16 protein-coding genes are annotated in these 13,972 nt (G+C 56.7%); all 16 read left to right on the top strand.

The window, feature by feature from the left end; genetic code table 11:
* Window positions 1-166 precede the first annotated feature (166 nt).
* Entirely contained in the window at window positions 167-379 is a 213-nt protein-coding gene (locus K5905_RS12150) for a hypothetical protein (protein ID WP_297584114.1), read from the top strand.
* Window positions 369-2,789 (top strand): hypothetical protein, encoded by a 2,421-nt coding sequence (locus K5905_RS12145; RefSeq protein ID WP_297584112.1) that lies wholly within the window; start codon window positions 369-371, stop codon window positions 2,787-2,789. The genes K5905_RS12150 and K5905_RS12145 overlap by 11 nt, the downstream gene beginning before the upstream one ends.
* 4 nt (window positions 2,790-2,793) lie before the next feature.
* Window positions 2,794-3,162, top strand: coding sequence for a hypothetical protein (locus K5905_RS12140; protein WP_297584110.1), 369 nt, complete (start codon window positions 2,794-2,796; stop codon window positions 3,160-3,162).
* Complete coding sequence (locus tag K5905_RS12135) at window positions 3,159-3,680, top strand: DUF1833 family protein (protein ID WP_297584108.1); 522 nt, start codon at window positions 3,159-3,161, stop codon at window positions 3,678-3,680. Before K5905_RS12140 ends, K5905_RS12135 begins: the two co-directional genes overlap by 4 nt.
* Window positions 3,681-3,688: 8 nt before the next feature.
* A complete protein-coding gene (locus K5905_RS12130) occupies window positions 3,689-4,105 on the top strand; it encodes a hypothetical protein (protein WP_297584106.1) in 417 nt (138 codons plus the stop codon).
* Entirely contained in the window at window positions 4,102-7,425 is a 3,324-nt protein-coding gene (locus tag K5905_RS12125) for a host specificity factor TipJ family phage tail protein (RefSeq protein ID WP_297584104.1), read from the top strand. The genes K5905_RS12130 and K5905_RS12125 overlap by 4 nt, the downstream gene beginning before the upstream one ends.
* The gene (locus K5905_RS12120; protein WP_297584102.1) at window positions 7,422-8,243 is read left to right on the top strand and encodes a hypothetical protein; all 822 of its coding nucleotides are present in this window, start codon (window positions 7,422-7,424) and stop codon (window positions 8,241-8,243) included. The genes K5905_RS12125 and K5905_RS12120 overlap by 4 nt, the downstream gene beginning before the upstream one ends.
* Complete coding sequence (locus tag K5905_RS12115; RefSeq protein WP_297584099.1) at window positions 8,240-8,677, top strand: hypothetical protein; 438 nt, start codon at window positions 8,240-8,242, stop codon at window positions 8,675-8,677. Before K5905_RS12120 ends, K5905_RS12115 begins: the two co-directional genes overlap by 4 nt.
* Before the next feature lie 21 nt (window positions 8,678-8,698).
* Entirely contained in the window at window positions 8,699-10,744 is a 2,046-nt protein-coding gene (locus K5905_RS12110; protein WP_297584097.1) for a hypothetical protein, read from the top strand.
* An 83-nt stretch (window positions 10,745-10,827) separates the two neighbouring features.
* A complete protein-coding gene (locus K5905_RS12105; RefSeq protein WP_297584096.1) occupies window positions 10,828-11,220 on the top strand; it encodes a hypothetical protein in 393 nt (130 codons plus the stop codon).
* A gap of 73 nt (window positions 11,221-11,293) precedes the next feature.
* Window positions 11,294-12,013 (top strand): TIGR02594 family protein, encoded by a 720-nt coding sequence (locus tag K5905_RS12100; protein ID WP_297584093.1) that lies wholly within the window; start codon window positions 11,294-11,296, stop codon window positions 12,011-12,013.
* Between the two features lie 73 nt (window positions 12,014-12,086).
* A complete protein-coding gene (locus K5905_RS12095) occupies window positions 12,087-12,572 on the top strand; it encodes a hypothetical protein (RefSeq protein WP_297584091.1) in 486 nt (161 codons plus the stop codon).
* 138 nt (window positions 12,573-12,710) lie between these two features.
* Window positions 12,711-12,956, top strand: coding sequence for a hypothetical protein (locus K5905_RS12090; protein ID WP_297584089.1), 246 nt, complete (start codon window positions 12,711-12,713; stop codon window positions 12,954-12,956).
* The gene (locus K5905_RS12085) at window positions 12,953-13,333 is read left to right on the top strand and encodes a hypothetical protein (RefSeq protein WP_297584087.1); all 381 of its coding nucleotides are present in this window, start codon (window positions 12,953-12,955) and stop codon (window positions 13,331-13,333) included. Before K5905_RS12090 ends, K5905_RS12085 begins: the two co-directional genes overlap by 4 nt.
* Window positions 13,334-13,351: 18 nt before the next feature.
* Window positions 13,352-13,615 (top strand): hypothetical protein, encoded by a 264-nt coding sequence (locus K5905_RS12080; RefSeq protein ID WP_297584085.1) that lies wholly within the window; start codon window positions 13,352-13,354, stop codon window positions 13,613-13,615.
* A partial coding sequence (locus tag K5905_RS12075; RefSeq protein WP_297584082.1) for a hypothetical protein occupies window positions 13,612-13,972 on the top strand: 361 nt, incomplete at its 3' end. The genes K5905_RS12080 and K5905_RS12075, both read left to right, overlap by 4 nt.

The raw sequence follows: 13,972 nt of genomic DNA, 5'->3' as shown, positions 1-13,972 counted from the left end.
ACGCGCGGATCTACGTGGAGGCCATTGAGGGAAACGGGTCCGCCGCCTCGCCGAATGGATTGGGCGGGGCGGCTTAGAGTACTGCGCCAATTGTCGAAAGACCGGCCTCAGATGCGGTCGCAAGTGCCCGGTTGAAAAGAACAAGCCCAAAACACCAGAAGGGCGGTTGTCGGTCAAGATCGCCAGCCAGCCCGGTGTGCGGCGGATTCATGCCTTTTCCGGTGAAGCAACCGGCCTTGACTTAAACGAGGCGCGGTCCCGCATCACCGGATCAGATCACGACATTGCACTTCTGATGAGCTGTTTCGCAGCCTATGAGCACGGTCTCTTGCAGGGGCGTGCACTTGCCAAGGACGGGGAAACCGAGAATGACGACTAGAACGCCTCAAGTCGGTGTGCGTCTTGCTGTCCTCGACGGCAAGATTGTAGAGCGTGAGTTGAAGAAATTCGGTCGCGAAGGTGAGCAGGCTCTGAGCCGAATTCAGCGTTCCAGCAGACCGGCCAGGAAAAGCCTCAAGGCTGTAGATGCCGCCGTTTCGGAGCTGAGTAGCAGCGCGGTCAATTTATCGAGCAATTTGGGGGCGGCTGGTGCTGGTTTGCGGGCAATGGGCCCGGCGGGTGTAGCTGCCGCTGTTGGAATTGGTGCTATTACGTTGGGGCTGGCAAAGGTGGTTTCTTCTTCGCGGGATGCTGCGAGGTCCATTGCAGAAGTAGGGGATGCGGCCAGGCGCGCGGGGGTCGATGTCGAGCCTTTTCAGGAGCTGCAAATCGTTGCGGAGAGGAACCGTATTTCAATTGACGCTCTCACAGATGGATTTAAGGAACTCAACCTTCGAGCAGATGAGTTCATTTTCACCGGTGGCGGGCCCGCTACCGAGGCTTTCCAACGGCTTGGATTTGGTGCTGAAGAGTTACGAGATAAGCTGCAAGACCCGTCTGGCCTTTTGGTCGAGATTATTGGCCGGTTGGAGAAATTCGACCGCGCCGCTCAGATACGGATTTCAGATGAGTTGTTTGGTGGGACTGCGGGAGAGCGCTTCGTTGAGCTGATAGACCGTGGATCGGACAACGTTCAAAGCATAATAGAAGAGTCGAGGGAACTTGGTCTGATTTTCGATCAGGAGGTGGTGAGCCGTGCCGAGGATCTCGATAGCGAGCTGACCCGAGCTTACCAAACAGTTGATCGCAATTTAAAGCGCGCTTTGCTGGACGTTGCACCGGCTGCGGAGAGGTTGAGTTACTTCCTTGCAACATCAATTGCAGGGCTTAGTTCTCTGGTGGACCTGACACGTGATGTAGAGGATCAGCAGACAGGGCTGGTACAAGAAAAATACATTACTTTGTTGAACAGGAGGGCAGAAGCTCTCGAGCGGCTGCGGGATCTTGAAAAACGGTCCGATCCCCGGTTTGATCCGCAAATCAAAACGGCGCGGGATGACATTGCTCGTTTCGATAAAGATTTGAAGAGAATTCAAGCGGTTCTTGATAAGCGATCAGGATACAGACCGGACTTCGAATTTGACCCAGTCGTCAAAGACACCTTTACAGAAAGTGTGACTGAAGCCGACAGAACGGCTGCGGAGGCATGGCAAAAGCGCATTCTGACGGTGGCCGAAAAACGCAAGAAATCGCTTGAGGAAATCAATCGGCTTGAAAAACTTGGACAATTGACGGCAGAGGAGGCGTCTCGTGCCCGTGTCCAGGCGGAGGAAGCCTATGCCTCGGCCATCAAGAAAACCGGCAAGACAGGGCGACAGGCGGAAGCCAAGTTGTTGCGCGAAGTTCAATCGCTCCTGAAAGCCAGTGCAACACCGGCAGCGGAATTGCAAAAGCGGTTGCAGCGGATTGCCGAGCTGCAGGGCGATGGGGTCTTTGACCGGGCGTCGGGCGGCAATGGTGAGGCTGCGGCCAACGCAGCTCGCGTACAAGCCATGCGGGAATATCTGGGAGCGGCGGAAGATACTGCCGTGGCGCTGGAACGCCTGCAGGAGTTGGCGCAAAGCGGGCTTGGTGCCGACGCCTTGGCGGCGCAGGTGACGCTTGCAGAGCGGGCAGGAAAGTCTTTCGGCGAAACCATGACGGAGGTCAGTGACCGGGTCAGCGATGGCTTGACCGATGCCATGTTTGCGGCGGGCGAGCAGGCAGAGTCCTTCGGCGATATCATGAAACGACTTGCCCTGCAGCTGGCCCGTGACTTTGCCAACATGCAGCTGCGCGGGTTTCTTGGGCAAATCACCGGAGGCTTTTCCGGTGGTGGTAGTTCGATTTTCAGTTCGCTCCTCGGCTTGCTGACGGGCAGAGGCAGTGCGTCTTCGGCTGTCATGACAGCGACTGCCGGCATCTATCACGATGGCGGCAAGATCGGTCCGGGTGGCCGCACCCGCCAAGTGCCGATGTCCCTGTTTGCAAATGCCGAGCGTCGTCACAATGGCGGTTTTATCAAGCCCGGTGAGCGTCCAATCATCGCAGAAGACGGTGAGCGGGTGTTGACGATGGCCATGCAAAAGAACGCGGCACAGACGATCAGCAGCCTTGCCTCGCTTGCGGCGCAACCGTCTGCAGTCCCGGCTGCAGCTTCACAGGCGCCCGTGATCAACATCTATGCGCCACCTGGGATGGAAGTCGAAACGCAGCAGCGTCAAAGCTCGAGCGGTGGTCTTGAAACAGATGTTCTCATTCGTGAGGTGGATCGCGGTCTTGCGTCGCGCATCACGGACGGCACCAGCCAGACCGCCAAGGCCATCAGTAACCGCTTCGCACTCAACCGCGCAAACGCACTTTCGGGGTAATTGAATGGCACTTCCAAGCTGGCCTGCAACTGTGCCGAATAGTCCGCTGCGCAGTTCGGTTCGTGTTTCCCGGCCTTTCATTGCTCCTGATGTGACGGAGTTTGAGGCCGGGAATACGCGTGACCGTGCTCGCGGCACCGTCCAGTATCGGATTGTCGAACAGACGATCCGTATGTCGGACACAGAGTTTGCAGCCTTTGACAACTTCGTTGAGGACGATCTGGTCATGGGAACGCTGCGGTTCACCATGAATGTCTGGAACGGGCTTCAGATGGAGTTAAAGACCGTGAAACTTTCCGGCACCGAAAAATTCACGACTGCGCCGCGCGGGCGCGCACTCGCGGTTTCCATGCGTCTTGAGGTGGAGCTATGACGACCCACAGTGAAGCCATTCGCGAAGCTTATGCCTCCTGCGAGGGCGATATCATCCTGGAAACCATCGAATTGCGGCATCCGGCGTTTCTGGAAGAGGGATCGCCGATTGCCCTGCGCTTTGTGGCAGACGGTGCGGATCATGATCTCCTGCTCGAGGCCGATGCGGTCATGAACCCTGGCGAAGTCGTGACATTCGCCGCAATGCCTTTCGGGTTGACGCCGCCCTCGGACGAAGAGTCGACCGTTCCTGAAGTCAAATTCTGGGTCGATAATGTTTCATCAGATGTGCATGAGCACTTGCAGGAAGCCGTCCGCGTCCGCTCGCCAGTCTATGTCACTTGGCGGGAATATGTCGTCGGGCAGTCTGGCCCGCAGCAAAGTGTCGATGGGATTGAGCTGCGCAAGGTCAAGGTGACCTCAACACGCGCAACCGCGACGGCGCGACCGGGCAACTGGTCGGATCGGTTGTTCAGCAAAATCTACGACAAAGAGACCTACCCGACGCTTTCCACGTAAGGGCGAACATGACTGATTTAACCGCTGATCAGGTGGGGCGGCTCTCCCGACTGATCGGTTCGCCATACGACCCGGAAAACAGAGCGCCCGGTTTCCATTGTTGGGGTGCGTTTTGCGCTGTGCAGGAAATCCTTGGCCTCGCTGGACTTCCTGATTTCGTACCAGACAGCGTGACGTTGAGCGCTCGCGCCAAGGCTTTGGGCGGGCATGCGGAACGCTCGCGCTGGATCGAAATCCCCGAGCCGGTCAATGGCTGTGCCGTCCTGATGGGGCGGCAAGAGGTTCCCATTCATGTCGGCTGCTATCTGGATCTGGATGGCGGCGGCGTTCTTCACGCAACTCCGGGCGTCGGTGTTGCTTTCGAAACCATTCCAAGATTGAGGCTTGCGTCCTGGCGATGCATCACGTTTCACCAGAAAAAATGATCCAGGCTGACGGGCCGCTGCCGCCGTGTACGCCGCTGCGCCTGCCGTCCGTTATGGGTGCGTCTCTGCGCGAGATTGTCGACGCGCATGGTCCGTCCAGATCTGTTGCCTTTTATGTGACCGTCAACGGCGAGCCAGTATTGCGCGAAGGTTGGGACCTGGTTCCGGCTCCGTCCGATCTGGTCGAGGCCGTTGTCGTGCCGCGCGGCGGCGATGACAGCAAGTCAGTTCTTGGCATTGTCGCTCTCATTGCGCTTTCCGCGTTCGCGCCATGGGCTGGGGGGCTTGTGGCGGGCGCGCTCGGTGCCAGTTCAACCGGACTGGTGGCCGGGCTTGCCGGGGCGGCGATCCTTGCCGGTGGCGGCATCCTGATCAACACGCTGCTGGCTCCGAAGCCAGCCTCCGTTGCAAATGCCGATTTGGCGGCATCACCGACCTATACTGCCAATCCGTCAGGCAATCAGGCGCGGCTTTACCAGACGATCCCGGTGCAATTCGGTGAGCACATCATGGTGCCCGATTATGTCTCCGATCCGTATCAGGAATTCGAAGGCAACGACCAATATCTATTTCTGCTGTTCGGTCGTGGTCTTGGCCGGTCTGCGCCGAAGGACGTGCGGATCGGTGAGACGGTCATCTGGACCTATGACGGCGGCTATACCGGTGCGATCGATGACGTTGAAATTGCGTTCTACGATCCGGGTGAGCAGATTGATTTGTTTCCGGTGCAGGTGGAAACCTCCTCGGAAGTCGGCAGTCAGCTGTTAGAGCAGGGCAATACGGTTGGTCCTTATGCCGCCGTGCCTTCGGGAGAAACCGCGCAGAAACTTGCAGTCGATATTTTGCTGCCGGAGGGCCTTTACCGCCTGCGGGACGATGGCGGCAAGCAATCGGCGACAGTCCAGTTTCATTTCCAGTATCGGGAAATCGACGATCTTGGAGCGGCGGTCGGTTCCTGGCAAACGCTTGTCAACAAGACCCTGACGCTCACGACACCGACGCCGCAGCGGTTTTCTTATCCCGTCGACGTGCCAGCAGGACGCTATGAAGTCAAAGCCGACCGGTTGAATTCCTGGACCGATGGTGACCAGACACTTGATCGTCTGGAATGGAACGGCCTTCGCGCCTATCTGAACGGGCCGCAGAGCTTTGCGGATCTGTCGACCATGGCTGTCAAGGTCAAGGTGAACGATCAGCTGACCTCGCAGTCCTCGCAAGACTTCAAGCTTGTTCAGTGCCGTATCCTGCCGGTCTGGAATGGCTCGGCATGGGTTGAGGAGGAAACCCGTTCCATTACCTGGGCGGCTGTCGATATCGCGCGTAACAGCGTCTACGGCGCTGGCCAGCTGGATAGCAAGATCGATTTCTCGACCTTCATGACCTATGACACGCTGTGGACGTCGCGCGGCGATACGTTCGACGGCATCTTCGACACACGTGTGACGCGGTTCGATGCGATCAATACCGTTCTGGGAGCGGGCAGGGCAAGCGTCCGCTTTGTTGGCGACCAGATTTCCATGGTGCGCGACGAACAACGCAGCTTGCCAAGTCAGGTTTTCACCGACCGCAACATCGTACGCGGGTCACTAGAGGTCGATTACGACCTTCATGAGACCGACAGCGCCGATGACGTGATTGTTGAGTATATGGACGCTTCCAGCTGGACGCTGGAGGAGGTCCGCTGCACGATTGCGCAATCCAGCTCTGAAGCGCCCGCACGGGTTCGCATGCAAGGTCCGACAAGCCGCGATCAGGCTTGGCAGGAAGGCATTCACCTTGCGGCGGACAACTATTTCCGCCGCGAGAAAGCAACCTTCCGGACGGAACTTGAGGGCCGACTGGTCATGCGCGGTGACCTGATCCGCCTTCAATCCGACATGCCGCAGACATGGGGCAGGTCTGGTGTTGTTCGAGCGTATAGCGGTCTAAACGTCACGCTTGACCGGGAGCCGGAAACCGATCCGGCCAACACCTATATCCGTTTCCGCCAAAAGAACGGCGAGGAATGGGGGCCGTGCAAAATTACCTGGACGGCAGGGTCATCGACCGTCACGCTCGATAGTGCGGATTATAGCGCTGCAGAGGCTGCATTCGGGGCGCTTGCGCCGCATCTGGAAGATAATGGCGGGGAGGCTCCGGTTTATCTTCTGGGTGAGGGGGTGGATTTCGCATTCAATGCCATCGTGCTCGGCATGGTGCCCGAGGGGAAACGCGTTCGCCTGGAAGTGGTTCGGGACGATCCGTCTGTCTATCTTGCCGATGACGGGTTGACGGTTCCGGGCTATCCGGTCGGAACGTTGCTGCCGCCCTCGTCTGGCGTGCCTGTCATCGTCAGCATGACGGTTACCCGCGACATCAGTGTCACCGAAAGTTTTCTGAATGTTGCCGCGCTTGCAGGCAGCGGAGCGAGTTCGTTCGTTATCCAGATCTCCTATGATCAGGAAACGTGGACAACGGCCTATGAGGGCAGTTTGCCCGACACGTCGTTTCCAGTGCTCAGGGACGCGCTCTGGGTTCGCATGCAGGCTATTGGTGAACAGCCGGGACCGTTCAAGGTTGAGGCCGTTGCTGCAGCTCCTGACGAGATCCGCTTGCCGGATGGAGCGACAGTGCCATCCGCTCGGGCGATTTACGACGATGTTCGTGGAACCATTCCTGCGGCAGATTTGCTGTCTGATTTGGATGCAGCGTCGACGCTTCCACGTGCTATTCGTGACAGCCTGCTTGACCCTTCGCTCGGAGGTGAGGCCGGTAATTCTGTTTTGCAGCAACTTGAACTGGCGTCGGAAAATCTTCTGCTAAGCGTTCTGGAGCAGGAGGACACCAGAGCAGGTCTGGCAAGCGCTTATGCATCCATAATCAGGATTGAGCAGGCGCAGGCTGAAGGCGAAGAGGCGCTCGCGACCGCCATCACAGCATTGAGCACGACTGTCGGCGGCAACACGGCTTCGGTTACGGAGCTGATTACCTCGGTCAACGGTCTTGAAGCTCAATACGTTCTTTCGGTCTCTGCGGGCGGGGCGGTCGGCGGCTTCACGGTGACCGGTCTGCAGAAGGCAGACGGCACGGGACAGATTGACTTCGGCATAGCTGCTGACCGGCTCTATGTCGTCGATCCGGATGACACCGATACGGCAGTCGCACCTTTCGTCTTTGAAAATGGCACGCTTTACGTCAACGACCTGGTCGCGGTTTCAATCACCGCAGACACCTTAAGTTCGATTACAGCCAATCTTGGAACAGTCACGGCGGGCAAGATGCAGAGTTCTGACGGGAAGTTTGTCGTCGATCTGGACAACAAGAGGATAACAATCGAATGACTTTTGTTGCTGATGGGATCAAGGACATCGTTGCCATTTACACCGGCAGCCAGTCCGACAGTGTGGAAGACGATCCGCTCAATCATATGGACCGGGTGATTTTTCATTCGGATCTGCCTTATGTGGAAGCAGTGCAGGTAGTCTCCGGAGAGGTGGCAACGCCTGCGCCTGTAGCTGCCGCATGGGCCTATCACGCCACGACAAACCTCTTTGCCCATGGTCTCGGGTATACGCCGCTGGTGTTCCCGGTTGCCCATGACATCTACGACTACAATGGCGGGTTCTGGTCGCGCGTTCCGGCAAATCTTGCCTTTCCGAATTGGCGGCAGAGCCCAACAAACTGGTATGAGGGCGGTGCTGTCAGCGGGAACGGTCAAGCAGGGCTGACACTTATCTATGCCAATGACACACATGTCGTTGCGACAACATACTACAACCTCGCTATCGGCCATGTGCTGCGGTTTGACCTGAAATACACGGTTTATGTGACCAACGTGGCCTTGTCCGGTGAGGTGAACCCGCCGAGTGGATCGGGCTTGATCCGGATGACAGCAGATGAAGTGACAATCAAAGGGAAGTTCGATTCCAAGGATGCGCATTTCTCTGAGTTTGGCAGCGGCGACAAGGTCTATTTCCCGATGGGGCCGACACTGGCAAACGAAAGTCTCGCGTTCCGGGCTTTCGCGATCACGTTTGACGGGCAAAAGTTGATCTCTTCCCCCTATGGGACCAAAGGGCCAATTCAGCGAAACAACGTTGCTTCTGAAGGCGGTGGCATCGATACGGATTGTGTCACTGCCAGGGTGACGGTGTCGTGAGCACCATCATAACAAGCACGCAAGCGAAGTTCGGCAACTTCGATGCGGCGAACGGGATGCTACTTACCTTCGGAGCCTATACCGGAACTTTGACGTTCCCTGCGCGCTCGACCGGGAACCAAACACAAGCCTGGAACCTGACGACGGTCGCAGCTTCAAATATCGACACCAGGGCGACTTTTGCAGCTGGTAGCGCCAAGTTCGATGCGAATGGCTACTTCACGTCGAATTGGTTCTCATTCGGAGGCAGCGGTTTACCGGTCATGGACCTTGGCGCTTCGAACGGCTTCATTGGACTGTACCAGCTCTATTGCACTGTGGCCGACAGCAAGTTGACCATCCACGGGCGCCAGTTTCTGTCGAACAATTCAACGGTCGAGGTCGGCATTGCCTCCTATCGCGTCGTGTTGCTCGGCTTTGCCAACACTCTCTGACTTTCCTCAAAGGACAATTTGATGACCAGTTACACGACGGGCCTCGTGACCGTAACCAATGGTTCTGACACGGTCGCCGGTGCATCGACGTTTTGGCAAAACGCGATTATCGAAGGAGATCTGTTTGCACTGTCGCTTGAGGGACCGTTTTATGAAGTGACGGTGGTCAATGACGACAGTTCGATCACGCTTGATCGAAATTATGCCGCATCGACGGCTGCAGCGCAGTCTTATGTGATCCTGCGACTGTCTCTGACCCGGCAATCCACGATCTACCTTGCCAATCGTGTCCAGTCTCTGCTCGACACCTATTCCGGCATTCTCTCGGTATCCGGTGATGACAAGACAGTCACGCTGGACAAAAGCGCTGTCGCCAACAATGCAATGTCGGTTCTCAAAACCAACGGGGCGGAGCGGTGGCGCTCGGGAACCATAGGCGATGACAATTGGCGGCTGCAACGGTCCGCTGATGGTTTAGCTTACGGTGACGCCTTGGTTGTGAACCGTGATACCGGTGAAATTACTGTATCGGAGAAGATTTTCGGGTCTCGAGCGCAGTTTACGCATTCGACGAGTTATGGTTTCAACGTCACCGCCACGGACAGTGATCCGGATGCAACCTTTTATGCAGCCAATATCGATTACAATGTCAGTGGGGATTCCGCACTTACCGGCGACCGCTCTCATGTAGCTCTCCGACTCGATGTCGACTCGACTTCGACAGGAGGTGACATCGATGACGAGCACCGTGTCTATGGCCTCATTTCCGATTTGGATGTCTTCGGGGACAGCGATGCCGCCTATTCGATCCAGGCAACTGTTTCGGCGGCCCATAGCGCGGGACAAATTACGAATTTGCGGGCAATTGTCGGGGATGCCAGGACGGATAACTCTGGGGGGAGTGTTTCCGGTCTTTATGGAGGTTACTTTTCAACGGTCGCGAACCCGTCAGGTTTGGGAACCGTTTCCACCGGGTACGGTGTTTATTCACGATTTCTAAATCAAGCTGGGACAACGCCAAATGCTCGTGGTGTCTATTCCGAAGTTGAAATAGACGGTGGGGTGATCTCAACCGCAGTGGCATATAGCGCTCATATTGATCTGGATGGCGGCTCGATCACCAACGCATATGTGCTTAATGGCGGTTATGCAACGACGTCCAATATTACCAATGCATGGGGCGTCTATGTCGCCGGCAGCACAAAAAACTACTTGGCGGGAACACTACAAGTTTCCGGTATCTACAATAACACAACGGCAAGCAGTGCCAACGTCTATGTTGATTCCGGTGGCAATCTGAAACGCTCCACATCGACTATGGCACTGAAATCGGAAGTCTCCGGTGCTGCAGCTGACAAGATGCTTGCCTTTGTTATGGCAGCACGGCCGTTCTCCTATAAATCTCTCGCCTCCGGCGATGATCCGGCTTTCATTCATTGGGGTCTTGCCGCCGAGGAACTTGCGTTGCTCGACCCGGCTTTCGTTCATTGGAAAACACACAAGACAGAAGCAAAGAAACGTCTGGTCATCAGTGAGGATGGGACGGAAGTCGAAGAGGATTACCTAGAGACGACTGCGCTGGAAAGTCCCGTCGCCGATGGTATTCAATATGAGCGTTTGACCGTTCCTCTCATCGCGGTCGCGCAGCATCATCAGCGGGCAATCGAAACACTCTCGTCTGCGGTTGGGGCAATTGTCGATCCTCTTGGCGAGGAGGTTTCGGCTACTCATATCGCAGTTGAGCGGGACCGCAGGCTCGCCGAGGGGTTCGACTTTGATTTCGGTGATGACCGAGGCGTCCACCGGATCGGCACTACGGCCCGTGACCGCAAGGGATGGGACGAGGTTTCTGCCGGGGCGCAGGCGGCCATCGCACTCGGGGTATCGGACCAGATTTTCGATATTGTAACCGACACAGGACCGGTACAGGTTACTGCTTTGGAATGGATGCAGATCCTCGCCGCCGCGACGGCGCATCGCCAGCCGATCTGGCAATCGTTCTTCGCGCTGCAGGGGCAAAGCGAATACCCTGACGACTACACAGCCGAAAGCTACTGGCTGAACTGACTTCAATATTGAAATTCGAGCTTCAGGGCGTGGGGAGAGGTCTCGCCCGCACGGGTAACTGTTGTCACTTGAAAGGACAGAAGATGAAATACATCGAACTCAAGCGCGTTGGTGTTGACGTAGTTACGCTTCAAGACGATCTGAAGGCAGGACGGATTACCGGCGAAGAGGCTTCCCAGATGACCCGTGAATTGGGAGTTCACCTGGACTATGCTGATGTAGTCGAAAACGTTGCGAAGGTATCGCCGCAGGGAGGAATGGATCTGGCGCAGATGCGCCGGCACATGCGCATTCTCGACCAGCTCGAGGCAGCCGATGGTGTCCTAGTGCTGGAAGACAACGACCATGTGCTGCTCTCCAAGCTGGTCAAGGAACATCGTTGGGGCGTTGTCGATAAGAACGTTGTCACGTTCTGCGATGACGTCATGAAAGCTCCTTCAGAAAATCCGGAACTACTCGCAGTGGCGGCTGAATAAGCGCCAGGGAGTTCCCGAATAACAGACCCGCCCATGTGGCGGGTTTTTTCATGCTCAAATTCAGGAGGGTGGAATGAGCAGATTGACGTTTAACGAGTGGCTGCAAACCAGACTGAACGTCCACGGTGCCAAGCTGGATGTTGACGGCGACATTGGTCGCAGAACGACCAATGCTCTGAAAAGCTTTCAAAGGGAAAGGGGACTAAAGGCTAACGGGGTGGCTGACAGTCGGACAGTTGAGCAGTTGCGATTTGCCCCGGCTGCGTCTTCTGACCGTGTGAGCGTGGCGGATCAGCCTAAGCAGACCATGCCGCCCTGGCTTGCTGAAATGAACCGGCGCATGGGTCTGCATGAGGTCCGCAATAACTCCGCTTTGTCGCGTTGGCTGCGGGCGGGCAAGTTTCTCGGAAATCCGGCGAAGCTGCCCTGGTGCGGTGATGCTGTTGAAACCTGCATTGTGAAAACGCTTCCCGACGAGGCAGTTCCTGCAAATCCGTTCTGGGCGCAAGCCTGGAAAACTTTTGGTGTCGATGTCCGCGATCCTATCGTCGGTGCTATCGGCGTGATCCGTTGGAGCTCACGGGCCGGTCATGTCGGCATTGTTGTCGGCTACGACAAAAGACGGCAGCGCGTCTATCTGATGGGCGGCAATCAGCAGAATGCTGTCACGATTTCAAGTTTCCCGCTCGCCAAGTTTATCGCGTTCCGTTGGCCGGAGACTTTTCCCGTCAAACATTTCCCGGCGCTTCGTGCGGACAACGTTGCGCAGGCAGGTTTCGGCGCGACGCGCTGAACAAAGTTCCGGCCGGACGGCCCGGACGTTTCGAAAGCCGTCTTTCCTCTTCCTCCCAAAACTGGAGATCACTATGAAACTCTTCGCATTAGCGGCGGGCGCTTTGGCCTGCCTGACCATGGCGCTTTTTGCCTCGGCTCCAGCTGTTGCCGCACCTGCCATTGATACTCTGATCGACCTTTCGCCTGTCCTCGATCTGGTTATGCCTCTCGTGGTGCCTGTCGTGGTTGGTATTGGCGGATTTGTGCTCACCAAAGTGATGCGGCTCATCGGCCTGGAGTTGGATGCCAAGCACCGCATGGCCGTCGACCAGGCCCTTGAACGGGCGATTGGCTATGGTGCTTCGAAAGTAGGTGAGCGGTTCGATATCAATCCGCAGATCGACGTCAAAAACGAACTGGTCGCCATTGCTGCGCAATACGCGATGGAGCACATTCCCGGTGCCCTGAAACATTTCGGGATCACTCAAGACAAGCTCGTCGTCATGATTGAGGCGCGGCTCAACGTCGACCTGAACGGCGATGGTCTTGTCGGCGATCCGGAAACGTCTCCGGCGTAATCATGGAAGCATTGCTGTCGATGCTTGGAGGGGTCCTGGTAGAGTTTCTGCTAGGGCTTCTCAAAGACCTGCGCCATGAGCGCCTGATGCGACGTGATGAGCGCAGTCAAATTTCCCTCGAATTCAATAGGACTGTGAATGATGCTGAAAACCGGGTTTCTCGGCTTTCTGATCGTGAGCTTCGTGACCGGTTGCGCCTCGCTGGAAAGGCTCGAGCCCGTCCCGGAGCCGGATCCAGAAACCGATCTTTGCGCCTTCCTGAAAAAGTTCCAATGGACGGAAGATGACGCGGACCATGTTTCGCCGGAACTGGCGCAATCGTTGGGGCTGGTTCTGGAAACCGAGGCAGTTGCGAAGTGTGACGACGAAGGGGGCGGATATTGAGCGGGCAGGCTGACATATTTGCTGCGATATCCGCGCAGCTGCAGGAGATCCGGCAAAATCAGACAAGGGATCAGGACAACGCGTCAGAAAGCCGGAGACGTGTTCATGAACGGCTGGATGAACAGACAAAGGCCCTGCATGCGTTGGAGCTTCAGATAGCTGCGTTGGCTCAACGGCAGGACACGATGGAGGAGGCCTTCGCGGCAGCTTCTCCCACGCTATCGGAATTCACAAGAACCAAGCTCAGGATTGCCGGTGCAGGCATGCTTGGCGCGGCGCTCTGGAAGGTCGGCGCTGGCCTGCTGGCGGCGGCGTATGGCGTTTACGCCTGGCGCGCGGAAATCTGGGCCGTGCTCACAAAGCTTATGGCTCGATAACTCTTTCAGGAGAATACAATGACAACTCAAGGTTCGGTCGCGATCAGCGACCAGGAGTGGACGGAAATTGCAACGGCTTCTGCCAATGTCACCGCTGCTACGCAAAGCACAGGCAGCTTTTATGCGATTGCCGCGACTGCGCAACCCGCCGCTGACACCAACGTTGAAAATGCGTTCTTCGGTGATGCCGGTAATAGTGTCAGCTTCTTCGGTATCTCCGATGTGAATGTTTATGCTCGTGCAAAGAAGGACACCATCACGCTTTCGGTTTGTGCGTCATGAGCGGCATTTGTTTTGGAGGACTGCGGGTTGGCTCGGCGCGTATATCCTTGCCGGTCGTTTTCGGCGAGCCGAGTCTGGCCTGGCTTCCAGAAGCTTTGAGCAGTATAAGCCCTGCGGCTGTATTCTCGGCTACCGCAAACCGCTACGCAGTGCAGAGCGGCTCTGCGCTTCAACCTGCCTCTGTCGCCAATTTCTTCCAGAACTATTCCTGTTCCACCAAGACCTGGCCAATTGGCTCCGACGGCCTGCCTTATGAGGTTGGTGTCGATACACCGGCCTATACCTATCTCACGGGCCGCAGGGGCTTGATGATCGATCCGGGTGGAACGCGGCGGAACGACAGCAGGCCGCAGACTG

Source organism: Roseibium sp. (assembly GCF_025698965.1).
Taxonomy (GTDB): Bacteria; Pseudomonadota; Alphaproteobacteria; order Rhizobiales; family Stappiaceae; genus Roseibium.
The sequence above is the reverse complement of the archived record's forward strand: the minus strand, read 5'-3'. Positions and strand labels throughout refer to the sequence as shown.